The following is a 26,031-nucleotide window of genomic DNA, read 5'->3' as shown; positions in this document are numbered from 1 at the left end:
CGGCGTCCGCGCCCGCCTCGGGTGTGACGACGTCCGAACGTGATGCGGCCGGCATACGCCTGTCAGTGCTCGGCAACCACCTCGAGCACCTGCTGCCCGTAGGCCTCAAGCTTCGACGCCCCGATCCCGCGGATCGCGGCCAGCTCGGCGCGCGTGCCCGGCCGGGAGCGTGCGATGTCGACGAGCGTCGTGTCGACGAGGACCGTAAAGGCCGGCTTGGAGGCCGCCTGCGCGACGGCCAGGCGCCATGCCTTGAGCGCCTCGTAGAGCCGCAGCTGCTCGGCGTCGAGGTCCCCCAGCGCGTCCTTGGCGGCGGCGCGGCGCGGCTTCGGGCGGGCACCGTCGGGCCACCATCGGTCGAGGAAGCGCGTGCGTTTGCGGGTGGCGCGGCCGCCCTCCTTGCGCGCGCGAGCGAAGCTCAGCGCCAGATGCTCGCGAGCGCGGGTGATGGCCACATAGAGAAGCCGGCGCTCCTCCTCGATCGCCTCCGCGGTTTCCGCCATCTTGACCGGGAGCAGGCCCTCCGAGCACCCGACCACGAAGACCGCGTCCCATTCGAGTCCCTTCGCGGCGTGCATCGTGGTGAGGGTGACGCCCTCGACGGCCGGGGCGTGCTGGGCCTGGGCCCGCTCCACCATGTGCTCGACGAACTCGCGCATCGTCATCGCTCCGCCGGCGTCCTCGTCGAGGTCGTCGGCGAGTTGGGCGAGGCTCTGCAGCGAATCCCAGCGCTCCCGCACCGCGCCGCGCGCGGCAGGCGGCTCCTCGCTCCAGCCGGCATCGGCCAACGCCGACCGCACCTGCGACCCGAGCGGTTCATCCGAGGGGGCGACCGCCGCACCGCGCAGCAGCACCATCGCCTTGCGCACCTCTTCTCGGTCAAAGAAGCGCTGACCACCGCGCACCAGGTAGCCGATGCCGCGTGCGCTCAGCGCGTCTTCGAGCGCCTCCGCCTGCGTATTCATCCGGTACAGCACCGCGATCTGCGAGGCGGGAACGCCCGCCGACATCAGACGGCCGATGCGGTCGGCGACTCCCGCCGCCTCGGCACCATCATCCTCGTAGGCGGTGTACTGAGGGTCGGGACCCGAGGGGCGTTGTGAGACCAACTCGACACCCATACCGGCGCTGCCGCGTTGCACCATCAGTCCGTTGGCGAGATTCACGACCTGCGGGGTGGAGCGATAGTCGCGCACGAGCCGCACGACCGTCGCGCTGGGGTGGGTGCGGGTGAAGCCGAGCAGGTGTTGCGGGCTGGCGCCCGCGAAGGAGTAGATGGTCTGGGCCGGGTCGCCCACGACGCACAGTTCGTGACGATCCCCCATCCACTGCTCCAGGAGGAACTGCTGCAGGGGAGAAACATCCTGGTACTCGTCCACGACGAAGTGGCGATACTGGCGCCGGATCTGTTCGCCCACCTCGCCGTGGCGGCCGATGATGTCCGCCAGCAGCAGCAGGATGTCCTCGAAATCGAGCACGACGGACTCGGTCTTGGCGTCCTCGTAGGCGCGCATGACGTCGACCACCTGGCGACGCTCGACCCCCGCGGGGGCGGGACGTCCCGCGTCCGCCGTGACCCGTACGTAGTCGTCGGGCGAGACCAGGGAAACCTTGGCCCACTCGATCTCGCTGGCGAGATCGCGCACCGTGAGTCGGTCGGGCTGGAGCCCGGCCGCGCGAGCGGCGCGGCCTACCAGGGGGGCCTTGTGCTCGACGAGCTGGGGGATCTGCCCACCCACCACCTGTGGCCAGAAGTAGCTCAGCTGCCGCAGCGCCGCGGCGTGAAAAGTGCGGGCCTGGACGCCTTGGGCACCCAGCGCGCGCAGGCGCTGGCGCATCTCCCCTGCGGCACGGGCGGTGAAGGTGACGGCCAGCACCGACTGTGGGTTATAGGCGTCGACGCGCACGCCGTAGGCGATGCGGTGCGTGATGGCTCGGGTCTTGCCCGTGCCGGCGCCCGCGAGCACGCACACGGGCCCGTGCAACGCCGTCGCGACCTGGCGCTGTTCGGGGTCGAGGGCTTCAAGGATTGCGTCCGCTGACATCGACGCCATGGTGTCAGGTGTCGCTGACATCGTCGGGGGCGGTCTCCACGGCCGGTGCACCCAGCCAATCCTCAAGCAGCGCCCTCGCGATCGATCCCACGGGTGGCGGCACGAGGGTGCCGGCGGCCACCTCCGCGGCGAACTGGCCACGGCTCACCCACCGTGCCTCGGTGATCTCGACGCCATCGGGGGTGAGGTCGCTCGATGCGGCACGGGCACGAAATCCCACCATGACCGAGGCCGGGAACGGCCAGGGCTGCGACGCGACGTACGCGACGTCGGCGACGTCGATCCCCACCTCTTCGGCGACCTCACGGTGGACCGCCTGCTCGAAGCTCTCCCCCGGCTCGACGTAGCCCGCCAGGTGCGAGAAACGTCCGGCCGACCAGTGGGCCGCGTGAGCGAGCAGCAGGCGCTCGTCGGCGTCCGTCACGGCGACGATGATGGCGGGATCGGTACGCGGATAGTGGTCACGCTGCTCCGCCTCGCACCGGCGCACCCAGCCCCCCTGTACCGCGACCGTGGGCTCGCCACACCGGGCGCAGCGGCCGTGCGTGTCGTGCCAGGCGGCCAACGCCACCGCCGTGGTCGCGAGCTCCCTGTCCTCCTGCCCATCGGGGTCGTCCGTCAGCGCGCCGAGCACGGCGCGCAACGGCGTCAGCGTCGCACCGTCCGCAATCCACGAAGCGAGGTCGACATCGGGATCGGTCGGCACCACGAGGCCCACATCGCGGCCACCTCGGTCCCTCTCGCCGCCGGACCCACGACCCCCTTCGTGCCCGAGAAACGCCCGCAGCGTAGCGTCGCGGATGGCGTCGCCCGGCACCCTCATCAGACGACCATCACGCATGAGGACGGCGCCGCGGGAGGCGACCACGGCATCGGTCGTCGCCAGGTCGACGTCGACGCGGCGGTGCGCCTGCCGGTCGATCAAGAGGGGGTGCTCGAGGTACGGGGAGACGGTCACCCGGCCCACGCTACGGCACCCGCGGGTGCCGACTGGGCGGCGTGGAGCGTGGCGACCGTCCCATTTTGGCCCTAGCGTGAGGGCGTGCCTCGTTCTCCGCTCGCGCTCGCCGCGCTCGCGTCGGCCGCCGTTCCCGGCCTCGACGTGTACGACGTGCTGCGTAGCCCCCACTCGGACGCCGACTTCGACGTCGTGATCGTCAAGGACGGCACAGGGACCCGATGGGTGGTGCGCGCCCCGCGTCGCGCCGCCGCTGGCGCCGCCCTCGAGGCCGAGCGCTCGCTGCTGAAGGCCCTCGGCCGTGCCCACGACACGGGGCTCTTGTCGTTCGACGTGCCGCGCCCGCGCGGTGCGGTGCAGATGGAGCCCGTCACCGATGGCCGCGCGATTGTCTACTCGGAGGTCGCGGGTGCGCCGCTCGTGTTGTCGCGCCTCGAGCCTGGGCCGGGCCTCACCGCAGGTGTAGGACGCGCGATCGCGGAGATCCACGAGTTGCCGCCGTCGCTCGTCGAGGACGAGGGTCTGCCCACGTACGACGCCGACGAGTACCGCCAGCGTCGCCTGTCCGAGCTCGACACCGGCATGCAGACGGGTAAGGTACCGCCGCGTCTTGCCGACCGGTGGGAACAGCAGCTCGAGAACGTCGCCTGGTGGCGCTTCGAGCCCACCGTGGTCCACGGCGACCTCGGCGAGCACCAGGTCATGGTCAGCGGCGATGGGGTACGCGGCATCGTCGACTGGATGGATGCACGGGTCGCCGACCCCGCCGACGACCTCGCCTGGCTGGTGGCGGCCGCCCCTGACGACATCCTCGACTCGATCATGGAGGCCTACCGCCTCAAGCGACGCGAGACCCGCGATCCGCATCTGCTGGATCGCGCACGGCTGTCCTCCGAGATGGCGCTGCTCAGGTGGCTCATGTACGGGGTGCGCACCGACAACGCCGACGTCATCGCCGACGGCGAGGGCATGCTGGCCGACCTCGAGACCATGCTGTTCGATCAGGACGATGCCGCGCAGTAGTTCCGTGCGCCGTCACGGCTCGCTGACCGGTCAGGACTCGCCGCGCAGCAGGCCGACGATCTCCTGACGCGTCATCAGGCGTTCGGGCCACACCGTCTGGTCGGCTCCCACGTAGTAGAAGGCCGCGTCGACCTCCTCGAGCGGGATGCCCTTCCATTCGGACCACGCGAGGCGATACACCGCGAGTTGCACCTCGCGTGCGGCGCGCTCCGCGTCGTCGCGCGGGGGCCGCCCCGACTTCCAGTCGACCACCGTGACACGCTCGAGCCCCGCCCCTGCGGGGAACACGGCGTCGATGCGCGAGCGGATCGTCACGCCGGCCACCGGCAGTTCGACGCGCACCTCGATGTCGCTCGGCAGACGCTCCGCCCACTCGGATCGGGCGAAGGTCTCGCGCAGGCGTGCGACGTCGTCGGCCGCGAGGACGTCCGCGCCGAGGGCGTCCTCGGAGGCCAGGTCCTCGGCGGTGAGGAGCGAGGGGTGCCCATAGTGCGCCTCGATCCATCCGTGCAGCGCCGTGCCGCGGGCCGATGCCAGGGTCGGCTCCTGGGGCAGCGGGCGACGCAGCTGCTCGGCGAAGCCCTCGCGGTCTCGCTGTAGCCACACGAGCTGGGAGGTGGTGAGGTGACCCGGCAAGGCGACGGCGCCGACGTCGCGCGAGCGCTGATCACGCTCGCGGAGCATCGCCTCGATCTCGCGGCCCCACGGCAACTGATGCCAGGACGGCGGCGACTGCGTGTCGAGGGCGGCGGACGCGGCGGCGACATCCGCCGCCAGCGCGCGACGGCGCTCCTGCTCGGCGGTGGGCGCGGGCGGCCACAGTGCGGACGCCAGCGGAGCCTCGGGCTTGTCCGCCTCGTCGTCGGGTCGCGGCGCCCAGCCGGCGGCCGTGACCGTGCCGCGGTCGACGAGGTCCTGGAGGAACACCGACGGGGCGAGCACCGATGTCGAGGTGCCCCACCAGGAGCCGGACAGCAGCACATGGGAGCGTGCGCGGGTGAGCGCCACGTAAAACAGGCGGCGCTCCTCCTCGAGCCGATGCAGTCCCGCCTCCGCCTTGAAGCCGGCGATCGAGGCGCCGAGAGAGGCACGGTCCTCGACGTCGCCTAGGTCCCACCACGGCAGGTCGTCGCGGTCGAGCCGGAGCGGATACGGCAGGGCCCCAGCCTCGTTCATCCAACCGCTGTCGTTGACGGCAAGGCCCTCTGGGGTTTCCTTCGGGAGGCTGTCGAGCGACGGGAACTGGCTCGAGCGGGCGCCCTGCGTCATGCCCGGGATGGCGACGATGTCCCACTCGAGACCCTTCGCGCTGTGGCACGTGAGGATCTGCACGGCGCCCGGTTCGGGCTCCTTGACCGGCGCGGACAGCCCCCGTTCCTCGCTGCGCGCGGCCTCGAGCCATGCGAGGAAGGCGCCCAGGGTGGCGCGCTCGGCGCCCGCCGCAAAGGACCGAGCCGCGTCGAGGAAGGCGTCGACATTGCGCACGGCCCGACCATCGGGGCGAGCGACCTCGGCTTCGATGTCGAGCCCCCACGCCCGCTCGGCGAAAGCGATGAGCTCGGTCAGCGACAGATAGGTGCGTTCGCGCACGGCGCGAATCACGTGGCGCAGGACCGCGAGGCGTGCGTGTGCCTCGGCCGTGAGGCTGCGGCCCTCGCGAGACACCCATCCTGGGGCGGGCAGCCTGTCGACGCCGTCGACGATGGTCGCAGCCTCGTGCCGCGCGTCGGAGTCGGCGCGGTCGCGAGCGTCCCGATCCCTGTCCGACCAGTCCTTGAGTGCCATGAGGTCGGCCGGCCCGAGTGCGAGCCGCTCGCCCGCGAGCAGACGCATCAGCGAGTCCCCGCGCGAGGGGTCGTGCGCCACCTGCAGAAGTGCAATGAGCTCGGCCACCTCGGGCGTGTCAAGAAGCCCGCCGAGACCGACCACCTCATAGTCGAGGCCGGCGCGCTCGAGCGCCTCGACCATCGCCGGGAACTGGGCGCGGCGGCGGCACAAGACGGCGGCCGATGCGGGGGCGCCGTCCTTGCCCGGCCCCAACTCGAGGCGGCGCGCGGCGATAAACCCGGCCACGGCATCGGCCTCGCTCACCAGATCGGTAGCCATGTGGGCGAGCAGCCCGGGTGCGACGCGCGCGGGTTCGGCACGGCCAAGATACTGGCCGGTGGAGCGCAGTGGCTCCACGTGGACGCTCGGGTGGGCCGGGAGGGCGCCGGCGACGGCGTTGGCGGCACGCAGCACCGTCGCCTCGTTGCGCCACGACACCGACAGGGTGCGGCTGATCACCCGTGCGGGCCCGCCGAACTCGGTGACGAACGACGACAGCGCGCTCGCCGAGGCTCCACGGAAGCCGTAAATCGCCTGGTTGGGGTCGCCGACGGCCATGACGGGGTGGCCGGGTCCGAACATCGCGGCGAACAGGCGCAACTGGGCCGGCGAGGTGTCTTGGAACTCGTCGAGCAGGACCACACGGTAGCGCGCCCGTTCGATGGCCTGGACGGCGTCGAGGTCGGCCAATGCGACGCCGTAGGCGACCTGGTCGGCGAAGTCCAGGTAGGACCCGTCACGTTTGCGCGCAAGGTAGCGCTCGACCATGGGCGCGAGGTCCTGCACGGTGACCAGTTGCTTCAGCGAGGCCGCCTCGGGAGTGGGGTTGCCGTTGGCATTCACGAGCGCCGTGCCACCGCGGGCACCGGGCAGCCCGTCGAGCGACGACAGGACGCGGCGCGCCCATTCGGCGACGGCGGCGGGGTCCGTGAGGTGCTCGCGCGTCTGCCCCGCGAGGCGCATCACGGCCTGGGTCAGGGTGGAGACCGACGCCTGAGTCTCGACGGGCTCGGACCAGTGCTGCACGATGTCGTCGGCGATCTGCCACAGCGCCGCGTCGGTCAGGGTTGCCACATCGGGATCGATGCCCAGCCGCAGGCCGTGCTCGGCGACCAGCGAGGCCGCATAGCCGTTGTACGTCGCGACGCTCACGGGCGGACGCGACGGGTCCTCACCGAAGACGGCGTCGAGGCGCGCCTCGGCCCGCTCCGCGATCTCGGCGGCCGCCTTGCGCGTGAACGTCAGGCACAGGATCTCGTCGGGGGCCAGGTCCCTGCCGAACAGGCGGGCGCCATGATCGAGCAGGTACGCCATGCGCATCGACAGGGTCTCGGTCTTGCCCGACCCGGCGCCGGCGACGACGAGCGTGGGCTCGAGGCCCGCACCGATGATCGCCTCCTGCTCGGGCGTGGGCGTGGTGCGTGAGTCGATGAGGGCGGCGAGATCGCGCACGGAACGCTCGGCGCCGTTCACGCGCCCGGCCTGCGCGTCGTGGTCGACCCGGGCGTCGTCGGCCATATCCGTCATGCCTGGCTCACCTGACGTCCCTCCAGCTGCACGGGGCAGGCGCGGCGCACGGGGCACTGCCCGCACATGTCGTTCTCGGTGGCGAGGAACGCCCCCGAGGCCATGACATCGACCACCGTCGCGAGGCGCTCGCGTTGCTCGGCGACGTCGATGGGTTCCTGTTCGCGCACCGCGTGGTTCTTGGTGGAGCCCCCGACAAAGACCAGGGCGGCACCATCGGCATGGTCAATGCCGGGAAAGGCGCCATGCGCGGCCGCAAGTTGGTACATCGCGAGCTGGGCATGGGTCGAGGGGTCCCCCGCGTAGGCGGGGTTGCCCGTCTTGAGGTCGACGATGCGGGCGGTGTCCTCCCGGCGCTCGACGCGGTCGGCGCTGCCGATGAGCAGGGCGCGGCCGATCTCGACCTGGAATCGCTGCTCGAGCTCGACGCGGTCTGGGGGGTTCGAAGCGAAATATGTCGCGAGCCTCGCGATCATCGCGTCGGCCTTCGCCCGCAGCGCGCGGTCGGGCAGGGTGTCGTTACCCGCGATGTCCGGCCAGCGCTCGTCGAGCGCCGCCTGCAGTTCCTCGGCCGTGCCGGCGGGGTGGGCCTGGGCGATCTCGTGGATCAGCGTGCCGAGCTGCTGCTTGTCGCTGTCGGGGCCCGCTCCTCCAGCCGTCTCGAGCGCCCACCTCAACGCGCACCGCTCGACGCCCTCGACCCGCGAGGGTGAGACCCGCACTGGGGCATCGTCGGCGTAGAAGCCCGCGCCCGTGGAGGGCTCGGCGACCCCATTCCATCCGCGCGGATCCGCCCCGACGACCCCCGCATCGGCAAGCCTTGCCAGCGCCGTCGCATACGCCTCACGTGGGGGGCCGGAGGCCGCCACGCCTTCCGCCCTCAGTGCGGCCACCGCGTGACGTAGGTCGGACACGCGGGGCACGGTGCCGGTGTCGTGGCGACGCGCACCGGTGGCCGCCTCGATCCAGTCCATGAAGCGTGAGGGACGGGTGTCCTCGTCCTGGACGGCCGTGACGATTAGCGTCCTCCTGGCACGCGAGAGCGCGACGACGAAGGAGCGCGCCTCGTCGTCCATGACGGAACGGCGAGAGGCGGCCGCGAGCGCGGAGCGGCGCTCCGGGTCAAGCCGCTCGGGCTCCGCACGGAAGGCCAGGATCTCGGCCAGGTGTTGGGCGCCGAGCACCGAGTCGCGCAGCCGCAGATTGGGCCATACGCCCTCCTCGACACCCGCGACCACGACCACGTCCCACTCGCGCCCCGCGGCCGAAGCGGGCGTGACGAACGCGACGGCGTCGCCTCCCTGCGCCCGCGCACCGAGCGTGTCGATCGCGAACTCCTGCGACGCGAGGTGCTTCGCGAAGCCGACGGCCGTGACGCCCCGCATGCGTTCCTCGACGTTCTGCGCCTCGCGCAGCAGCGCGATGACGGCATCGAGGTCGGCATCATCGCGAGCGGAACCGGCCAGGGCGCCGGCCCGCCAGGACTCGGCTACCCCGAGCGAGTCCCACAGCGTCCACAGCAAACGGCGCGGCGACGTCTGGCCTTCCTGGGCGGCCGCCCTGGCCACCGCGACGGCCGTGCTGGCGCGCAGCGCCGCTCGCGCCTCCTCGCCGCCCAGGCTCGCGAGCCGCGCCGGATCGGCCAGGGCCTCGGGAAGCAATTGTCCGGCCGGGGCCCGGCCGCCGCCCGAGCGGTCCTCGCGCACCAGTGCGCGCCGAAGGCGTCGGAGGGCGACGGGGTCGAGCCCGACGAGGCGAGACGACAGGACCTGTGCGGCATCTTCCTCACTCCACGCACGGGCGTCGACCGCGATGAGCATCATCGTCAGCAGTGGCGCGACCACCGGCTGCTCGTGAAGCGCGACACCGTCGCCCAGGGACTCACAAGGAATCTCGGCCGCCAGCAGGTCCGCGTGGAGGGAACGCAGTTGGTGATTCGACCGCGCGATCACGGCCATGCGCGCCCACGGAGTCGCGGGCCCGTCGATACCGTGCCTGGCGCGGCGCAGGGCGGCCGCGATCGCGCGCGACTGCGCATAGCGATGCGGCGCCACCAACAACTCGATGGCGTCGGCGTCGTCGGCGGCCTCGCGTGCCGGCCACCGCGCCGAGCCGACGCCCTGGGTGCCGATGCGTGCGGTGGCTGCCGCGACGGCCGCCTCCACAGCCGGCGCCTGCCGGTGCTGGTGAGTGAGCCGCACGAGGGTCGCCGAGAAGGAGTGCCGACCCGCCGGGGCCGTCGCGGCGGCGAGCGCCGACGGTACGGCGCCGCGGTAACCCTGCACCGATTCGTCGGCGTTGCCGACGAGCAAGAGTCGGGACCCGCGGGCCGCCAGTGCCTCGAGCAGGGCGATGACCGCGGCGGTGGCGTCCTGATAGTCATCGACGATGACGAGGTCCCATACGGGCGCGGCTCCCCACTCGCTGTCCCACGAGTCGAGCGCGACGGCCGCCTCGCGCGCGACGCCGGCGGGGTCGTACCGCAGTCCCTGGTCCTCGAGCAGGCTGCGCCACATCACGTTGTCGAGGTATTCGGCGAGGACCTCGGCCGCCGCCGCCCACTCACGCCGTCCCGTGCGTTCGGCGAGGCGTCTCAGTCCCTCGGGCTCGAGACCCGCCTCTGTCGCGCGCATGATGACGTCTCGCAGTTCGGCGCGAAAGCCAGGCAGTCGGGTCGCCTCGGGCGGCACGACGCCACTCCAGTCGGGCCCCATGCCGTCGCCCGCCCGGTGCCCGTCGAGGAGGTCACGCAGGATAGCGTCCTGGTCCGCGCCGGTGATGAGGCTCGGGACCGGGTCTCCGAGGGCCTCGGCGCGGGCGGCGAGGATCGTGTGCGCGACGGACGCCGCCGTGCGCACCACGGGAACGCCGGTGGCGCGGTCGACGGCGGCCGACACGACGTCCCTCAGGTCTGCGGCCGACGTCCTCGTCGCGGCGAGCACCAGGAGGCGCTCGGGCGCCACCCCGCGGGCGACGGCCCGTGCCGCCGCGGCGGCCACGACGGTGGTCTTGCCAGAGCCCGGGGGGCCGACGACGACCGCATGACCGGAGTCGGCAGCCGCGACCGCCTGCTCCTGATCAGCGGTGAGGGCGGTGGCAGTGGACGTCATGCCCACACCCCACCACAGGGCTGTGACATCGCGGCCGTCGCCACGCGGTCACTCGTCGTCGCGCGTCGCGCTCACGGTCGGCGTGGGGGTGGCGGTAGGTGCGGGGGATGGCACGGGCTCGTCGGGCCACGGCCAGGGGTTGACAGTGCAGTCCTCGGGGAGGTCCACCTGGTCGGTCATCACGAGCGCCTCGCCGGAGACGCAGACGCCGTCCTCCTCACCCAGGAGGTGGCCCACGCCGTGGTTGACGAGGTATGCCCTCGCGTCGGAGCGGTCCTCGCCGTATGAGGAGAGTCCGGCCGCCCAGTCGTACACGGAGATGACGGCGAGACCCTCCTCCGCGCATGACGTCGGCTCCGCGTCCATGGCTGACGGCGTGGGGCTCGTCGTCGCGTCGGTTGCGGCGCCGACGCTCGCGGGCGTGTGGGGAGCCGGGCACCGCTCGGCGGCCCGCGTGGGACTGGCGATGACGATGCGCATGTCGGGCGCTCCCGAGGTGGGCACGAACTCGTAGCGTCCTCGGGCGGCCCACCCGCGCGGGTCGTTCAGGGTCTCGAGGACGAAGGTGGCGAGCGCGTCGCCGTCCATCGCGAGGCCGTTTTCGTACTCGACCCTCACCCACTGCACGGTCGCACCGGAGCCCGTGGGTTGGGCGTCACCCGTGGCAACCTGCAAGTCGCCGCCGGCCTGCGTGGGCACGTCGAGCGACAGCAGGCCGGCTGCCAGATCCGCATCGTCGAGTTCGCGGTCGATGGGCTCGAGCGGCGGAATCGACACCTCCGCCTCGGGCGTGGGGGTGGCGCTTGCACTCGGAGTCACGGACGGCTCGGGAGCCGCCAATTCGCCGCCCACCAGGGAAGTTCCCCACCCCACGCCGATGCCCAGCGCGAAACACCCGAGCACCACGCCGGCGGTCACGGCGAGCCCGCGCACGCTGATTCCCCTGCCCGCGAACAGGCGCTTCTGTGGCTCGGTCACGCCCCTACGATAGTCATCAGAGTTGATCGCCCCGACCTTTGGAGGACACCGTGGAGATTCGCATCGGCGTGCAGAACGTGGCACGAGAGATCGTCATCGAGACGGAACTGAGCGGCGACGAGGTCGCCTCCAAGGTGGCCGATGCCGTGGCTGGCGCCACGCTCGACCTCACCGACGCGAAGGGTCGCCGGGTGGTCGTGCCCGCCGGATCGCTCGGCTACGTCGAGATCGGCGAAGAGACCAAGCGCCGCGTCGGCTTCGGCGCCTAGACGCCTCAATCCTGGTCGGACGGCAAAGAGGCCGTCGAGCGACGGTCCACCGTCGCCACCTCGAGCCCGCGCTCCTCGAGCGCCTGTCGCAACGCCCACGGTCCCGAGACGTAGAGCGAGTCGGAGTAGCCCGGCGCGCCGATCATCCACTCGTGTGAGGCCGGGATGACGGCAACGGGAAAGAACGCCATGTTCCCTGCCCATGACAGCAGGCTCTCGAGCGGCTGCTCGGCGAGGCGTGCATGGTCTCCGTCGTGCCAGCGCGTCGCGCCGTACGCGAACTCGACGGACCTCGCTCCCAGCGAGCGCCACAGGCGGTCCTCCGCGTACACATCCCAGCCCACCAAGTCGACAGGCCCGGACAACCCGGCATCGGCGAGCGCGGCAAGCAGCCTCTCAACGACGTCGACCGGCACCGCAGCTGACCACGGAAACACGTCCCGTTCCTCGTAGTCCGGGACCAACTCCTGGAAGCGCACCTCGGGATCGAGCGCGTCGACCCCCGCAACCTCGCGCCAGGTGAGAGTGACGTCGTCCTCCCCCTCGATGGGCAGGAACACCCGCGTCATGGACTCGGCATCGACCGGCCCCAGGCTCGCGACGTGGCCACGCACACTCCCCGTGACGGGCCACCAGTCGCTCATCGTCCCGCGGACTCCGCGATCGAGCGGGCCACGAGCGCCGCGCCGGCCGGGTCGTAATTCTCGATCCGCACGATGCCGCCCACCTCGTCGTCCTCAAGCGGCTCGAGGGTCGCGTACTGCGAGTCGAGTAGGCCCGCGCCGGCGAAGTGGCCATCTCTCTTGGATCGCGCACGCACGCGCGGCTCGAGCACGCTCTGCGGCGCGGCGAGGTGGACGAACACCACGTCCTCACCGGCGATGTCCCTGATGCAGTCGCGGTAGACGCGGCGCAGCGCCGAGCACGCGACGACCCGGTCCTCGCCGTCAGCCAACCACTCTCCCACTCGGGCGAGCCACGGCCATCTGTCGTCGTCCGTGAGGGGAACCCCCGCGGCCATCTGTGCCACCGCATCGGCCGAGTGAAGGTCGTCGGCGTCCTTGAACTCGGCCTTCACTGCGTCGGCCAGGCGCATGCCGACCGTCGTCTTGCCGCATCCCGTGACACCCATAACTACTACGCGCATAGGCATCACCTTAGGGCTGTGCGGACTCCTCGCTCTGCGGCGCGGGCGTCGCCTTGACCACGGTGACGCCGCTGGTCATGCTCATGCCCTTCTTCCGCATCGCACGCGCGCGCTCGCCCGCGGAGCGCAGGCGCGGGTTGACGTACTCGTCGATGCCGAAGTTCACGAGCGACAGCGCCATGCCGAAGATGGCGATGCACAGGCCCGCGGGCACGTACCACCACCAGAAGTCGGGGAAGGCGCCGTTTTGCTGCGCCCAGAACAGGATCGTGCCCCAGTTCAGGTTGGTGATCGGGATGACGCCGATGAAGGCGAGCGTCGTGAGGCCCAGCACGGCGGCGGTCACGGTTCCCACGAAGCTCGAGGCGATGATCGCGGTGAGATTGGGCAGCATCTCCACCGTGATGATGCGTAGCAGTGTCTCGCCGTTGGCGCGGGCGGCCTGCACGAAGTCTCGATTGCGCAATGACATGGTCTGGGCTCGCAGCACCCGCGCACCCCACGCCCATCCGGTGATGGCAATGACCGCCGAGATCAGCACGATCGACGGGTCGTCGTATTGCGAGGCGATGATGATCATCAGGGGCAGACCGGGGATGACGAGGAAGACGTTCGTGAGCGCCGACAGCGACTCGGAGCGCCAGCCGCGCACATAGCCGGCCGCGACGCCCACGAACACGGCGACGAACGTGGCGAGCACGCCGGCGACGAGGCCCACGATGAGGACTCCCCTCGTGCCGTAGATGATCTGGCTCAAGACATCCTCGCCGAGGTGAGTCGTGCCGAGCCAGTGCGCCGCCGACGGCGGCTGCTTGAGGGCGTTGTAGTCCTTATCGAGGGGCCCGTACGGGGCGACGAAGGGCGCAAAGACCGCCGTCAGCGCGAAGATGCCGATGATGACGAGGCCCGTGATGGACTTGCCATTGCGGAACATCGCGAACGACTGGCCTATCTTGCGCAGTGGCGACGGCCGGCGCGGCTCCGTCGGAGAATCCTCGCGGACCTCGGAATCCTCGGTCGTGGGGAAGTTCGACACGGTCATGATCAGGACTCCATCATTCGGGTGCGCGGGTCGAGGATGGCGTGGACCACGTCGGCCATGATGTTGGCCGCCAGCACCGCCATCGTGATGACGAGGAACAGACCCTGCATAAGCGGCCAGTCCTTGGCGTTGGTCGCGTCCAGCAACATCTTGCCGACGCCGGGATAGCTGAAGACGAGCTCGGTCACGAGCGTGCCGCCGACGATGAACCCGAGCGCGAGCGCGAAGCTCGACAGTTGCGGAAGGACGGCGTTGCGGGCGGCGTACGACCGCAGCACCCTCTGGGGCGCGAGGCCCTTGGCCTCCGCGACCGTCACGTAGTCCTCGTCGAGCACCGTGATCATCATGTTGCGCATGCCGAGGATCCACCCGCCGAGCGACGCGAACACGATGGTGACGGCCGGCAGCGTGCCGTGCGCGACGACCTGGCCGACGAAGTCCCACGACCAGTTCGGCACCGTTCCCTTGTCATAGGCGTGGGAGGCCGGGAACCAGCCGAGCCGGGTCGAGAAGATGGCGATGAAGATCAGCGCCATCCAGAAGTACGGCACCGTCGAGAAGAAGGTTGCGAACGGGATGACGTAGTCGCCGCGCGAGCCACGCTTCCAGCCGATGACGGAGCCCACCAGGGTGCCAATCGCGAAGCTGAGGATCGTCGCCAGGCCGACGAGGCCGAGCGTCCACGGCAGCGCCGACGCGATGACGTCGGTGACGGGGGCAAGCCCCTTGGAGAACGACACCCCGAGGTCGCCGCGCAGCAGCTGGCCCCAGTAGTCGAGGTACTGCTGCCACAGCGACTTGTCCGAGTCGAGCCCGAACAGGGTGCGCAGCGAGTCAATCGCCTCAGGGTTGAAGTCGCTTTGATGCTTGACGACGTACGCGGTGACGGGGTCGCCCTTCATCAAGCGGGGCAGGAAGAAGTTGATGGTGATGGCCGCCCAGGCCGTGAAGGCGTAGAAGGCGGTGCGGCGCAGGATGAATCTCACGGCCGTCAGCTCCTCGGAGTCGCCGGACCGGCGGGGTCGGCAAAATGCTTGTCGGGATCGGGCGAGGCGTCCCGCAGCGCGCGCGTGTAGTCGTGCTGCGGGTTCAGGATGACGTCGTCGGCGGGGCCGCGCTCCACGACGACGCCGTGGTGAAGCACCATGATCTCGTCGGAGAAGTGCCGCGCGGTGGCGAGGTCATGGGTGATGTACAGCACCCCGAGGTTCGATTCGCGCTGGAGGTCGGCGAGGAGGTTGAGGACCCCCAGGCGGATCGACACATCCAGCATCGACACGGGCTCGTCGGCGATGAGAAGTTCCGGACGCGAGGCGAGCGCGCGGGCGATCGCGACGCGCTGGCGCTGTCCACCTGAGAGCTCATGGGGGCGGCGGTCGACGACCGCGTCGGGTTCGAGCCGTACCCGCTTCAGCAGGCTGCGCACCTCGTCCTCGACCTGGTCACCGGGCACGACCTTGTCGAGGCGCAGGGGGCGCTCGAGGTGGTGACGGATGGTGTGGTACGGGTTGAGCGACGCGAAGGGGTCCTGGAAGACCATGCGGACGCGCTGGCGGTACGCTCTCAGGCCCTTGCCGCGCCGCGGGATCGGTTCGCCGTCGAGCAACACCTCTCCGCTGGTCTCACGCTCAAGCTGCGTCAGGATCTTCGCGATCGTCGACTTGCCCGAGCCGGACTGGCCCACGAGCGCGATGGTCTGCCCAGATGTCAGGGTGAAGCTGACATCGTCGAGGGCGAGCATGTCGCCCGCGCCGCGCACCTTGTATTGCTTGGTGACGTGGCGGAAGTCGAGGGTGGTCACTGGTCGCCCTCCTCGTGCTGGCCGCCGCGGATGAAGTCACCGCGGTCGCCGGTCAGGCTCGGGAACGACCCCAGCAGGCGGCGCGTGTACTCGTGCTCGGCCTGGCGGTAGATGGTCGCGGCGGGCGCGAGCTCCACGATCTTGCCGTCCTTCATGACGGCGATGCGGTCGGAGATCTCGAGCAGCAACGGCAGGTCGTGCGTGATGAAGATGACGGAGAATCCGAGCTGCTCACGCAATTGAGAAATCTGGATGAGGATCTCGCGTTGGACGAGCACGTCCAGGGCGGTCGTGGGCTCGTCCATGATCATGAGCTGCGGCTTGAGAGCCATCGCCATCGCAATCATGACGCGCTGGCGCATGCCGCCCGAAAGCTCGTGAGGATACGAGCGGTAACGGTCGCGGCCGACGCCAACGAGGTCGAGCAGGCGCTTACCTTCGTCCGTCCGCTCGGCCTTCTTAAGCGAGGGCCGATGCGTGGTGAAGACGTCGTCGAGCTGGTCACCGACGCGCGCGACGGGATTGAGCGAGTTCATCGCCCCCTGAAAGACCATGGACACCTTGTTCCAGCGGAACGCCCGCATCTCGTCGATCGTCAGGGAGTTGATGTCGACGTCCTCGCCCGACTCGTCATGGAAGACGGCCGAACCCGACGTGATCACGGCCGGTGGCTTGAGGAGTCGCTGAATCCCATAGGCGAGGGTGGTCTTGCCGCAGCCGGATTCGCCGGCCAGGCCGAGAATCTCGCCGCGGCGCAGCTCGAGAGAGACGTGGCTGACGGCCTCAACCGGCGGCTCGACGTCATAGACGACGCTGAAGTCCGCCACAGTCAGCAGGGTGTCGGTGGTCACGGGTGCCTTCCTGGGGTCTCGAACGGGGCTTGCCCGGTGGGGCGAGGCCGGCTGGCCCCGCCCCACCGGGTCAGCGAGTCGATCAGTTCGCGGGCTCGAGGCTCGTGAGGATGAGCGACGCGCCCGGCATCGTCGGGTTCGGGTCCGCGTAGGGGTCCTCCTCCGACGGCCAGCCCACGTAGTTGCGGGTGTTGTACTCGGCGAGGGACGGACGCGTGCCCACACCGATCGTCGGCACCTCGTCGACGTAGATCTGCTCGATCGTGGCGAGCGCGGCCTGACGGCTCGCGTCGTCCTGAGCGGTCGAGTAGTCGTTGAGCGCCTGCGTCACATCGGCGTTGTCGAAGCGGCCGAAGTTGTTGTTGGCGGGCTCACCGATCGGTACCAGCCAGTCCTGGCTGAGCATCGACTTGTACATGTCGTACGGCGTGAGGCCGCCGTCGGTCCAGTGCAGGATGGCGTCGAAGTCTCCCAGCGCGGAGTCGTTGAACCAGGTGTCCGCGTCGGGAGTGTCGACGGTGGCCTCGACACCGAGCTCCTTGACCTCGTCCGAGACCAGCGAGATGCCGGTGACGTAGTCGTTCCAGCCCTGAGGCACCGATAGCGTGAAGGTCACGGCCTCGCCGTCGGGGTCCATCAGCGTGTCGCCGTCCCAGCTGTACCCGGCGTCCTCGAGCACCTGGCGGGCGCCCTCGACGTCGACCTCGTAGTTAACACCCTGGTAGTCGGGCGCGATGTACGAGTCACCGACGGGGGTCGGCAGGCCGGTGATCGACGTGAGCTCGGGCACGCTGCCCTCACGCGCGATCTCGGCGTGCTTGGCGCGGTCCACCACCATGTTCACGGCCTGACGGAAGGCGACGTCGTTGAACGGCTTCTCGGTGAGGTTCATGTACATGATGTCCGTCGCGAGTCCGGCGGCGGCCCAGTACTGGTTCGCTTCGTCCTTGTCGAGGTACGCGGACTGGATGTTCGGGATGAACGCCTGCGCCCAGTCCGCGTCGCCGGTGGCGAGGGCGGTGGTGAGGGCCGTGTTGTCGTTGTACGACACGTAGTACAGCGTGGGCACGGCGAGGTCGCCGCCCCAGTAGTCGTCGCGCGCGTCGAGCTGCACCGACTCGGTGGAGAAGCTCGTCATCGTGTAGGGACCCGTGCCAACCGGCTCCAGGAAGGGGTCCGTGGCGGGGTCCTCGATGCCCTCGTAGACGTGCTTGGGAACGATGAGCTTCATGAGGACCTTGTCCTGCTTGACGAACATCGGCTCGGCGAACTGCAGGGTCACGGCGTTGCCGTCTTGCGTGACGCTCTGCAGCCCCAGGGCGGCGGTGTCGATCTCAGGGTGGTCGAGGAACAGCTGGTACGTGTACGCGATGTCATCGGCGGAGAACGGCTCCCCGTCGCTCCACATCACCCCCTCACGCGCCGTGACAGTGACGGAGGTGGTGTCCGCCGACCACTCGATGCTGTCAGCGAGCCACGGGATCACTTCCGCGGTCGGGTCGACGGTGTTGACCTGAGCCAGCGGCTCGAGAATCGCGTTGATATAGCCCAGCTTGAGTCCCGAGGAGTCGCCGACCCAGGGGTTGTTGGACTCGGTCGCGATCGCGCCGTCGGGCTTCGCGATGGTGAGCGGCGCGCCGGGAGTGGCCGACGTGTCGCCGCCACCCGATCCGCTGGCGCTCGCGTCGGTTTCGGGGTTGTCGTTGCCGCTGCACGCGGTGAGCGTCAGCGCGGTGGCCATGCTGAGCGCCACGATCGAGGACTTCCTCATCCTCATGTCTTCCTCCTTGAAGAGCGGACCGGCGGTTGCCGGTGCCGTGGTGGGTGGCTCACCGGGGTGAGCCGTGCTGGCTGAACCTCCCGGTCCGGCTAGGGCGTGGCATCCACGGGGACGTCGATGACCCCCCGGATGTCCCGCACCGACCGTCCCGTGTGCAGGCGATAGACGCCCTCCGGCAGGACCCATGCGTCCTGCCGCACATCCCATATCTCGAGCGCGCGGCGCGGGATCCGCACGGTCACGCTCGCCTCCTCGCCCGGGGAGACAGTGACGGCCGCGAAGCCGCCGAGCCACCTCACCGGGCGATCATGCTCGTCACCGGGCGCCTCGACATACACCTGGACCACCTCGCGGCCGGCGCGTGTGCCGACGTTGCGCACGGTGACGTCCACGTCGATCCCCTCAACGCTCACGCCTGCCGCGCCCACCGCGTGCTCCCAGCGCGTCCACCCCAGGCCGTGGCCGAACGGCGCCGCGGCGGTGGCACCGGAGCGCTCCCACGCCCGGTAGCCCACGTGCACGCCCTCGGCATAGTCGACGACCCCGGCGACCGGGACCGCGTGAGGCACGGGCACGTCCTCCTCGTGTGCGGGAAGGGTCCACGGCAGGCGGCCCGAGGCCTCGATCCGACCGGCCAGCACGTCCGCGAGCGCGTGCCCGGCCTCCTGCCCCGGGAACCACGCCCACAACACGGTGCGCGCCTGGTCGAGCCACGGCAGCAGCATGGGTGCCCCGGCGTTGACGATGATGACCGCGTCGGGAACCTCGGCGAGGACGCGCGACACCAACTCGTCCTGGCACCCCGGCAGCGACAGCGTGGCGCGGTCCCATCCCTCGGACTCGCACTCCTCGTTGGTGCCGACTACCACCACGGCGAGGTCCGCCGCGCGGGCCGCCGCCACGGCATCGGCCATCTCCTGCTCGTCGCTGCGCCGCGGCAGCGCGTGGCGCAACTCGGCGCGCACCATGCGGCCGTACCCGGCCGCGTCGATGACCTGGTGACGGGACGTGAGGCGCACGGTCTTGGGCTCGACGACCTCGACGTCGACGGGCAGCCCGTGGGGCGTGTTGACGGAGGAGTCGAGCACACAGTCGACCCCCACACGCCGCTCCCCTTCCGACGCCACGACCCCGTCAATCTTCGTGCGGTGGATGCCCACGGTGCCCACCGACAGGCGATGGATGCCCGGCTCGTCGAGCGTCACCTCGGCGGTGAGGATCACGTCCGTCGCGGCTGCCGGAATATCCCTCAGCCAGCCATCGTGCGCCTCCAGGGCGTCCTCGCACACCACCGCGCCCGCGGAATCGAGCCACGTCACCCCGAGCCCCGCGGGCACGCGGCCAGCAATATCGAGGCGGGGCGCGAAGACCCGGGGGTCCCCGCCGCGCTCGGACACGATGGTGGCATCCGGCCAGCGCGCGGCAAGCCCCTCGTGCGGGGTGACGACATGGGCGGGGTGCACGGTCGACGAGCCGCCTCCGAGCACGTGAGGACGTTCCGCATTCGCGCCCAGCAAGGCAATGGTGCGAGGGGCCGGGCGGTCCCACACGGCGCCATCGTCGGGGGCGCGCAGGACCACGGTGCCCCGGGCGGCCGCGCGGCGCGCGAGCGCCGCGAGGTCACGTTCGAGGACGGGCCGCGGCGTGGCCTCAAAGGCGCCCACACGGTGGGCAAGCAGGAGCACGCGGGCGACCTTGTCGTCGATCTCGCCCTCGCGCACGCGTCCGTCTCGCACCGCGGTTAACAACCCCTCGGCCCAGGGGCCCCCTGGACCGGGCATCACGAGGTCGAGGCCGCCCGCGGCGGCCTCCGCGGCGTTCCTGGTCGCCTCCCAGTCGGACACGAGCACACCGTCGAAGCCCAGATCGTGCTTGAGGATGTCGACGTTGAGGTGGCGGTGTTCGGTCATGGGCGCGACCTCGACGCCGTCGTCGACGCCGTTGTAGGCCGCCATGAGCGACCACACGCCGGCCTCGACCGCGGCGGCGAAGGGGGCGAGATATACCTCGCGGAGGGTGCGTGCGTCCACCCGGGACACCATGGAGGTGCGCTCCGTCTCGGAGTCGTTGGCGACATAGTGCTTCATGCAGGCGGCCACGCCGGCGTCCTGGATGCCGCTCACCAGCGCGACACCGATACGCGCGGTGAGAGCGGGGTCCTCGGAGAAGCACTCGAAGTGACGGCCGCCCACCGGGGTGCGCTGGATGTTCACCTGGGGGGCGAGCACCACGTCCACGCCGTGAGAGCGCGCCTCCTGCGCGAACGCCGCACCGACCTCGCGGGCGAGGTCGAGGTCCCACGCGGCCGCAATGCCCGAGGGGGTGGGCAGCAGGATCGACGTCTCGCCCTCGGTCTCTCCCAGTCCCCTCACCCCGACGGGTCCGTCGGAGAAGGTCACCGAACGCATCCCGAGCTCGGGCAGGGCGATGAGTCGCCACATGGTGGCGCCCGTGAGGAGCTCGACCTTGCGCTCCAGCGGGAGGCGCTCGGCTAGGGCTCGGCAGCCCTCGAGCGTGGTGCTCGTCGGCTCGGACGTCGTCGTCACGTGAGGTGCTCCTCGTCATCGGGGACGGGGCCTGGCGGTCCCGCTGGGCAGTAACTTACAATGCTGTCAGTAAGTAGCAACGCCGAGACGAGGATCGATACCGTTTCGTGACCTGGGCGTGACGTGGTCCTGAGGCTCGCGTCCCGCCACCTAGACTCGGTTTCGTGATCCGCGGCAGCCGCCGCGGGCGCACAGACCACCGCGACGAGGACGACGATGGCGACGACCAGACGACAGCTCCCCCCACGGCCAGAGACGGCCGCACGACGCCGGGAGATCCTCGCCGCGGCGCTCGAAACCTTTGGAGCCAAGGGCTACAACAACGGCCCGCTCGCGGAGATCGCGGAACAGGTCGGCATGACCCACGCGGGGATCCTCCACCACTTCGGTTCGAAGGACCGACTCCTCGTCGAGGTGTTGCGCTACCGCGACGAGTCCGACGTCGAGGGGATCGAGGGCCAGCACATCCCCGACGGCATCGAGTTGTTCCGCCACCTCATTCGTACGGCGTTCGCCAATGAGCAGCGCCCCGGCATCGTCCAGGCCTACGCGGTGCTGTCGGCGGAGTCCGTCACCGACGCCAACCCCGGCCGCGAGTACTTCGAGGACCGCTACCGGGTGCTGCGCGGCGAGGTGGCGGAGGCGTTCCGCGTGATGTGCGCCGAGCGCGGCCTCGACGAGCCCGCGAGGGTCGACCGCGCGGCTGCCTCGGTGCTCGCCGTCATGGATGGCCTGCAGGTGCAATGGCTCTTGGACCCCACCCAGGTCGAGCTCGCTCAGACGAGCGCGTTCGCGATCGAGGCCATCGCCCTCCAGGCCCTCGATCCGCGCCCCTCTCCGTTTGACGGGGGCGCCTGACGCGCGGCCAGCCGGCCACGGCATCGGCCCTCCTGGCCCCTCGCGCCTGCGTGAGCGTAGAATGGGCGACGACCCGGGGCTGACCGGTCGTTGTGTGTTGCGCGGCGCCGCTGAAGAGAGCGATGGCCGCGAGCGAGGATGATTCGCGATCGGCTGCCCGCCGTTACCGCGCGATTCGACGCGCACACACTCAAAGAGGACACATGACAGACACGCATGCCAGCGTGCAGACCCCCGACCAAAGCTTCGCCGATTTCGACGTCAACCCCGCGATCGTCGAGGCGCTCGCGAACCACGGCATCGTCGCGCCGTTCCCCATCCAGGCGATGACGCTGCCCGTGGCCCTCGCCGGCCACGACATCATCGGCCAGGCCAAGACCGGAACGGGTAAGACCCTCGGCTTCGGTGTGCCACTGCTGCACCGCACCGTCTCCCCCGGCGAGGACGGCTTCGACGCGCTGCCCGAGCCCGGTAAGCCGCAGGCCCTCGTGGTCGCCCCGACCCGCGAGCTCGCCGTGCAGGTGGCCGGCGACCTCGAGACCGCGTCCAAGAAGCGCTCCACGCGCATCGTCCAGATCTACGGCGGCCGCGCGTATGAGCCGCAGATCGAGGCGCTCGTCAAGGGCGCCGAGGTCGTCGTCGGCACCCCCGGCCGCATGATCGACCTGCTGGGCCAGGGCCACCTCGACCTGCGCTACGTGCGCACCGTCGTGCTCGACGAGGCCGACGAAATGCTGGACCTCGGCTTCCTTCCCGACGTTGAGCGCCTGCTCGCCGCAACGCCGGCGTCGCGTCACACCATGCTGTTCTCGGCGACCATGCCCGGCGCCGTGGTGTCGCTCGCGCGCCGCTACATGACGCAGCCCACGCACATCCGTGCGGCCGACCCCGACGACGACGGCGCGACCGTGAAGGCCATCAAGCAGGTGGTCTACCGCGCCCACGCCCTCGATAAGATCGAGGTCCTGGCCCGCATCCTGCAGGCCGACGGTCGCGGCCGCACCGTCGTGTTCGCGCGTACCAAGCGCACCGCCGCGAAGGTCTCCGACGAACTGCGCGACCGCGGCTTCGCTGCTGGCGCCATCCACGGCGACCTGGGCCAGGGCGCGCGCGAGCAGGCCCTGCGCGCGTTCCGTCACTCGAAGATCGACGTGCTGGTCGCGACCGATGTCGCGGCGCGCGGCATCGACGTCGAGGACGTTACCCACGTCATCAACTACCAGTGCCCCGAGGACGAGAAGACGTACCTCCACCGCATCGGCCGTACGGGTCGCGCGGGCAAGACGGGCACCGCCGTCACCTTCGTGGACTGGGACGACGTGCCGCGCTGGACGCTCATCGACAAGGCCCTCGACCTGGGCTTCCCCGAGCCGGTCGAGACGTACTCGTCGTCCGAGCACCTCTTCACCGACCTCGAGATCCCCGCGGGCACCAAGGGCCGCCTGCCGCGCGACAAGCGCACGCTTGAGGGCCTCGAGGGTGAGAAGCTCGAGGACCTCGGCGAGACCGGCAAGCACACCGGTGGCCAGGGTGGCCAGGGTGGTCGCGGCGGCCGTGACGGCGGCCGCGGTGGTGAGCGTGGCGGCCGTGACGGCCAGCGCTCGGGCGGCAACCGCAACCGTCGCCGCTCCGGCGGCTCCGGTCAGGGCAACTCGGGTTCGGCTGAGTCCGGCCAGGCTGAGCGTCAGCGGCGCGCCGAGGGCGGCGCAACCGACGGCGAGGCCAAGCCGCGTCGGAATCGCAACCGTCGTCGTCGCCGCTCCGGCGGCTCCGGCCAGGGGGGCGCCCAGGCGGCCCCTGCGCAGGAGGGCTAAGCCTCCTTTCACGTCCCGAGGGGCGGCACCGTTTCGGCGGTGCCGCCCCTCGGCGCGTGGAGGGCTCGACGGCGGCCGATGCCGTGGCTGGCTACCGCGTGCGCGCGGCCTCGAGCGCCGCGAACGCCTCGGGCGACGTGAGGTTCTCCCCCAGGCGGTTGCGCTTGCCGGTGCCGTGATAGTCGCTCGCGCCCGTGCGCACGAGGCCGAGGGTCTCCCCCAGTCTCACGAGCCGCGAGCGCGTCGCCTCGTCGTGGTCCCGGTGATCGATCTCGATGCCCACCAGGCCGGCGCGCGCCATCTCGCCGATCACGGCATCGGCCACCACCCGGCCTCTGGCCGCCGCCCCCGGGTGGGCGAACACCGTCACTCCCCCGGCCCGGCGCATCGTCGCGATCGCGGCGGTCACCTCGGGCGCGAAGTGGGGAACGTAATAGCGCGAGCCGGGGGCAAGGATGCGGTCAAACGCCGCGTCGCGGGTGGGGACCACGCCCAGGTCGACCAGGGCATCGGCGATATGCGGGCGTCCCACGGTGGTGCCGATCCCCGCGCGCGCCGCGACGGCATCCCAGCTGAGCGGAAAGTCGGCCGCGAGGACGCCCACGATGGCCTGCGCCCGGTGCACCCTCGCCTCACGCGTGAGGGCGAGCATGTCGCGCACGTCGGCGTCCGAGCGGTCGTGCCAGTACGACAGCAGATGGATCGAGATGCCCCGGTGTTTGCACGAGACCTCGATGCCGGGCACGAAGGCGACCCCGGCATCGGCCGCCGCCGCGTGAGCCTCGTCCCAGCCGCCGATCGAATCGTGGTCGGTCAACGCCACCACGTCGATACCGGCCTCCGCGGCCTCCCGCATCACCTGCGCGGGGCTGCCCGTGCCGTCCGAGACGGTCGAGTGCGTGTGCAGGTCGATGCGCATACGCGCCAGCCTACGGGGACGCACCACTCGAGACCTCACGGTCCCGCGTCGCCGTGCGACCATAGGCGGGTGACCGACGACACCGCTGACAAGACCAACAAGGCACGCGCCCTGCGCCCGGACAACGACGAGTTCAAGGCCTGGATCGGCTCGCAGTGGGCCGAGCCCGAGGACCTCGAGACCACCGCCATGGCGTCCGCCCCCTTCGCCGCCGCGCGCCGTGCGCGCCTGTCGGCCCAGTTCCCCGGCAAGCGCATCGTCGCTCCCGCCGGCGAGCTCAAGGTGCGCTCCAACGACACCGACTACCGGTTCTCGCCCGACCGCGACTTCGCGTACCTCACGGGCCTGGGCACCGACCGCGAGCCCGGCGCCGTGCTCGTGATGGAACCGACCGCCGAGGGTCACGACGCCACCCTGTACCTGGTGCCCCCCGCCACGAAGGACGAGGACGGCTTCTACACCGATCCGCGTTCCGGCGAGTTCTGGATTGGCCGCCGCCCGGGCCTGGCGGAGTTCGCCGCCCTCACCGGCATCGCAACCGCGCCGCTGTCCGAGCTTCCCGAGGACATCACCCCCGCCAAGCACCCCAAAAAGAAGGTGCGCGCCGCGCTCCACCTCGACCGCCTCGTCAAGGACGAGTGGGAGATCCAGCAGATGCGCGACGCGGTCGACGCCACCATCGCGGGATTCGAGCGCGTGGTCGGGGAACTGCCGCGCGCCATCGAGCACAAGCGCGGCGAGCGCGTCATCGAGGCCACCTTCGACGGCCACGCCCGCGAGGAGGGCAACGCGGTGGGCTACGAGACCATCGCCGCCGCCGGCGACCACGCCACGACGCTCCACTGGATCACCAACCACGGCCAGGTGCGCGCGGGTGATCTGCTGCTGCTCGACGCGGGCGTCGAGGTCGAGTCGCTGTATACGGCCGACATCACCCGCACCCTGCCGGTCACCGGCCAGTACACGCCGGTCCAGCGCAAGGTCTACGAGGTGGTCCTGGAGGCCGCCGACGCCGCCTTCGCCGTCGCCCGCCCCGGCGCCACCCTGCGCGACGTCCACGAGGCCGCGATGGACGTCATCGAGGCGCGCCTCACCGAGTGGGGCATCGTGCCCGACGCGGATTCCGACGAGTCCAAGCTGTTCCGTCGCTGGATGGTGCACTCCACGTCGCACCACCTGGGCCTCGACGTGCACGACTGTGCCGCCGCCAAGCGCGAGACGTACATGGACGGCCCGCTCGAGCCCGGCATGGTCTTCACCATCGAGCCGGGCCTGTACTTCAAGGCCGACGATCTCGCCGTGCCCGCCGAACTGCGCGGCATCGGCATCCGCATCGAGGACGACGTGCTCGTCACAGCCGAGGGCGTGGAGAACCTCTCGGCGGCCCTGCCTCGCGACCCCGACGCGATCGAGGAGTGGATGCAGCGCCACTCGCGCTAACGCTTTTTTAAGGCCGATGCCGTGGTGGGGCTCCGTACGGAGCCCCACCACGGCATCGGCCATCGAGGACCGTGTCCGGGCATGAAC

The 26,031-nt window shown here is 70.7% G+C and carries 19 protein-coding genes; 5 read left to right on the top strand and 14 right to left on the bottom strand.

Features of this window, described 5'->3' with window-relative positions; all coding sequences use genetic code 11:
• Positions 1 to 62 precede the first annotated feature (62 nt).
• Together B7K24_RS06140 and nudC are read right to left on the bottom strand one after the other, a co-directional pair.
• A complete protein-coding gene (locus B7K24_RS06140) occupies positions 63 to 2,045 on the bottom strand; it encodes an ATP-dependent helicase (RefSeq protein ID WP_084129491.1) in 1,983 nt (660 codons plus the stop codon).
• A gap of 13 nt (positions 2,046 to 2,058) precedes the next feature.
• Positions 2,059 to 3,012 (bottom strand): NAD(+) diphosphatase, encoded by a 954-nt coding sequence (gene nudC / locus B7K24_RS06135; protein WP_234986596.1) that lies wholly within the window; start codon positions 3,010 to 3,012, stop codon positions 2,059 to 2,061.
• A gap of 84 nt (positions 3,013 to 3,096) precedes the next feature.
• Between nudC and B7K24_RS06130 the strand changes: the two genes are divergently transcribed.
• On the top strand, positions 3,097 to 4,035 hold the full coding sequence (locus B7K24_RS06130; protein WP_084129314.1) for a phosphotransferase: 939 nt from the start codon (positions 3,097 to 3,099) through the stop codon (positions 4,033 to 4,035).
• A 30-nt stretch (positions 4,036 to 4,065) separates the two neighbouring features.
• Here B7K24_RS06130 and B7K24_RS06125 read toward each other — a convergent pair whose 3' ends face one another.
• From B7K24_RS06125 to B7K24_RS06115, 3 genes are read right to left on the bottom strand one after another with little or no spacing between them, the layout of a single operon-like run.
• Entirely contained in the window at positions 4,066 to 7,389 is a 3,324-nt protein-coding gene (locus B7K24_RS06125) for an ATP-dependent DNA helicase (RefSeq protein ID WP_234986595.1), read from the bottom strand.
• Positions 7,386 to 10,499, bottom strand: a complete 3,114-nt coding sequence (locus tag B7K24_RS06120) for a UrvD/REP family ATP-dependent DNA helicase (RefSeq protein WP_084129312.1) — start codon at positions 10,497 to 10,499, stop codon at positions 7,386 to 7,388. The genes B7K24_RS06125 and B7K24_RS06120 overlap by 4 nt, the downstream gene beginning before the upstream one ends.
• Before the next feature lie 48 nt (positions 10,500 to 10,547).
• Positions 10,548 to 11,477, bottom strand: coding sequence for a DUF3152 domain-containing protein (locus B7K24_RS06115; RefSeq protein ID WP_084129311.1), 930 nt, complete (start codon positions 11,475 to 11,477; stop codon positions 10,548 to 10,550).
• Positions 11,478 to 11,527: 50 nt separating this feature from the next.
• Here B7K24_RS06115 and B7K24_RS06110 point away from each other — a divergent pair, with 50 nt between their 5' ends.
• Positions 11,528 to 11,746, top strand: coding sequence for a DUF3107 domain-containing protein (locus tag B7K24_RS06110; RefSeq protein WP_084129310.1), 219 nt, complete (start codon positions 11,528 to 11,530; stop codon positions 11,744 to 11,746).
• A gap of 5 nt (positions 11,747 to 11,751) precedes the next feature.
• On the opposite strand, the gene B7K24_RS06105 is transcribed toward B7K24_RS06110, so the two are convergent.
• The 8 genes from B7K24_RS06105 to B7K24_RS06070 all read right to left on the bottom strand — a co-directional run bounded on the left by B7K24_RS06105 (position 11,752) and on the right by B7K24_RS06070 (position 20,913).
• Positions 11,752 to 12,390, bottom strand: coding sequence for a hypothetical protein (locus B7K24_RS06105; RefSeq protein ID WP_084129309.1), 639 nt, complete (start codon positions 12,388 to 12,390; stop codon positions 11,752 to 11,754).
• Entirely contained in the window at positions 12,387 to 12,893 is a 507-nt protein-coding gene (locus tag B7K24_RS06100; protein WP_084129308.1) for a gluconokinase, read from the bottom strand. Before B7K24_RS06100 ends, B7K24_RS06105 begins: the two co-directional genes overlap by 4 nt.
• Positions 12,894 to 12,903: 10 nt before the next feature.
• Positions 12,904 to 13,935 (bottom strand): ABC transporter permease, encoded by a 1,032-nt coding sequence (locus B7K24_RS06095; RefSeq protein ID WP_084129307.1) that lies wholly within the window; start codon positions 13,933 to 13,935, stop codon positions 12,904 to 12,906.
• Between the two features lie 2 nt (positions 13,936 to 13,937).
• Positions 13,938 to 14,921: an ABC transporter permease gene (locus B7K24_RS06090; protein WP_234986594.1), complete on the bottom strand. Its 984-nt coding sequence runs from the start codon at positions 14,919 to 14,921 to the stop codon at positions 13,938 to 13,940.
• 5 nt (positions 14,922 to 14,926) lie between these two features.
• On the bottom strand, positions 14,927 to 15,736 hold the full coding sequence (locus B7K24_RS06085; protein WP_084129306.1) for an ABC transporter ATP-binding protein: 810 nt from the start codon (positions 15,734 to 15,736) through the stop codon (positions 14,927 to 14,929).
• Positions 15,733 to 16,587, bottom strand: coding sequence for an ABC transporter ATP-binding protein (locus B7K24_RS06080; RefSeq protein WP_084129305.1), 855 nt, complete (start codon positions 16,585 to 16,587; stop codon positions 15,733 to 15,735). Before B7K24_RS06080 ends, B7K24_RS06085 begins: the two co-directional genes overlap by 4 nt.
• An 82-nt stretch (positions 16,588 to 16,669) precedes the next feature.
• The gene (locus tag B7K24_RS06075; protein ID WP_084129304.1) at positions 16,670 to 18,364 is read right to left on the bottom strand and encodes an ABC transporter substrate-binding protein; all 1,695 of its coding nucleotides are present in this window, start codon (positions 18,362 to 18,364) and stop codon (positions 16,670 to 16,672) included.
• Positions 18,365 to 18,456: 92 nt separating this feature from the next.
• The gene (locus B7K24_RS06070) at positions 18,457 to 20,913 is read right to left on the bottom strand and encodes a glycoside hydrolase family 3 protein (RefSeq protein ID WP_234986593.1); all 2,457 of its coding nucleotides are present in this window, start codon (positions 20,911 to 20,913) and stop codon (positions 18,457 to 18,459) included.
• A gap of 216 nt (positions 20,914 to 21,129) precedes the next feature.
• On the opposite strand from B7K24_RS06070, the gene B7K24_RS06065 reads away from it, so the two are divergent.
• Positions 21,130 to 21,771 carry a TetR/AcrR family transcriptional regulator gene (locus B7K24_RS06065; RefSeq protein ID WP_084129303.1) on the top strand — a complete coding sequence of 214 codons (642 nt, stop codon included), beginning with the start codon at positions 21,130 to 21,132 and terminating at the stop codon, positions 21,769 to 21,771.
• 203 nt (positions 21,772 to 21,974) lie between these two features.
• Positions 21,975 to 23,585, top strand: a complete 1,611-nt coding sequence (locus B7K24_RS06060) for a DEAD/DEAH box helicase (protein WP_084129302.1) — start codon at positions 21,975 to 21,977, stop codon at positions 23,583 to 23,585.
• A 91-nt stretch (positions 23,586 to 23,676) separates the two neighbouring features.
• Here B7K24_RS06060 and B7K24_RS06055 read toward each other — a convergent pair whose 3' ends face one another.
• On the bottom strand, positions 23,677 to 24,504 hold the full coding sequence (locus B7K24_RS06055) for a PHP domain-containing protein (protein ID WP_084129301.1): 828 nt from the start codon (positions 24,502 to 24,504) through the stop codon (positions 23,677 to 23,679).
• A 69-nt stretch (positions 24,505 to 24,573) separates the two neighbouring features.
• On the opposite strand from B7K24_RS06055, the gene B7K24_RS06050 reads away from it, so the two are divergent.
• Positions 24,574 to 25,944: an aminopeptidase P family protein gene (locus B7K24_RS06050; RefSeq protein ID WP_234986592.1), complete on the top strand. Its 1,371-nt coding sequence runs from the start codon at positions 24,574 to 24,576 to the stop codon at positions 25,942 to 25,944.
• The last annotated feature ends 87 nt before the right edge of the window (positions 25,945 to 26,031 follow it).

It is taken from the genome of Demequina sp. NBRC 110055 (assembly GCF_002090135.1).
Classification (GTDB): domain Bacteria; phylum Actinomycetota; class Actinomycetes; order Actinomycetales; family Demequinaceae; genus Demequina.
Note: the sequence above shows the minus strand (reverse complement) of the source record. Positions and strands in the feature narration are given on the sequence as shown.

Coding starts and splice junctions, on each gene's coding strand:
- B7K24_RS06140 (WP_084129491.1), bottom strand. CDS start 2,045: ATGTCAGCGGACGCAATCCTTGAAGCCCTCGACCCCGAACAGCGCCAG.
- B7K24_RS06125 (WP_234986595.1), bottom strand. CDS start 7,389: ATGACGGATATGGCCGACGACGCCCGGGTCGACCACGACGCGCAGGCC.
- B7K24_RS06120 (WP_084129312.1), bottom strand. CDS start 10,499: ATGACGTCCACTGCCACCGCCCTCACCGCTGATCAGGAGCAGGCGGTC.
- B7K24_RS06105 (WP_084129309.1), bottom strand. CDS start 12,390: ATGAGCGACTGGTGGCCCGTCACGGGGAGTGTGCGTGGCCACGTCGCG.
- B7K24_RS06100 (WP_084129308.1), bottom strand. CDS start 12,893: ATGCGCGTAGTAGTTATGGGTGTCACGGGATGCGGCAAGACGACGGTC.
- B7K24_RS06095 (WP_084129307.1), bottom strand. CDS start 13,935: ATGACCGTGTCGAACTTCCCCACGACCGAGGATTCCGAGGTCCGCGAG.
- B7K24_RS06075 (WP_084129304.1), bottom strand. CDS start 18,364: ATGAGGATGAGGAAGTCCTCGATCGTGGCGCTCAGCATGGCCACCGCG.
- B7K24_RS06065 (WP_084129303.1), top strand. CDS start 21,130: ATGGCGACGACCAGACGACAGCTCCCCCCACGGCCAGAGACGGCCGCA.
- B7K24_RS06060 (WP_084129302.1), top strand. CDS start 21,975: ATGACAGACACGCATGCCAGCGTGCAGACCCCCGACCAAAGCTTCGCC.
- B7K24_RS06055 (WP_084129301.1), bottom strand. CDS start 24,504: ATGCGCATCGACCTGCACACGCACTCGACCGTCTCGGACGGCACGGGC.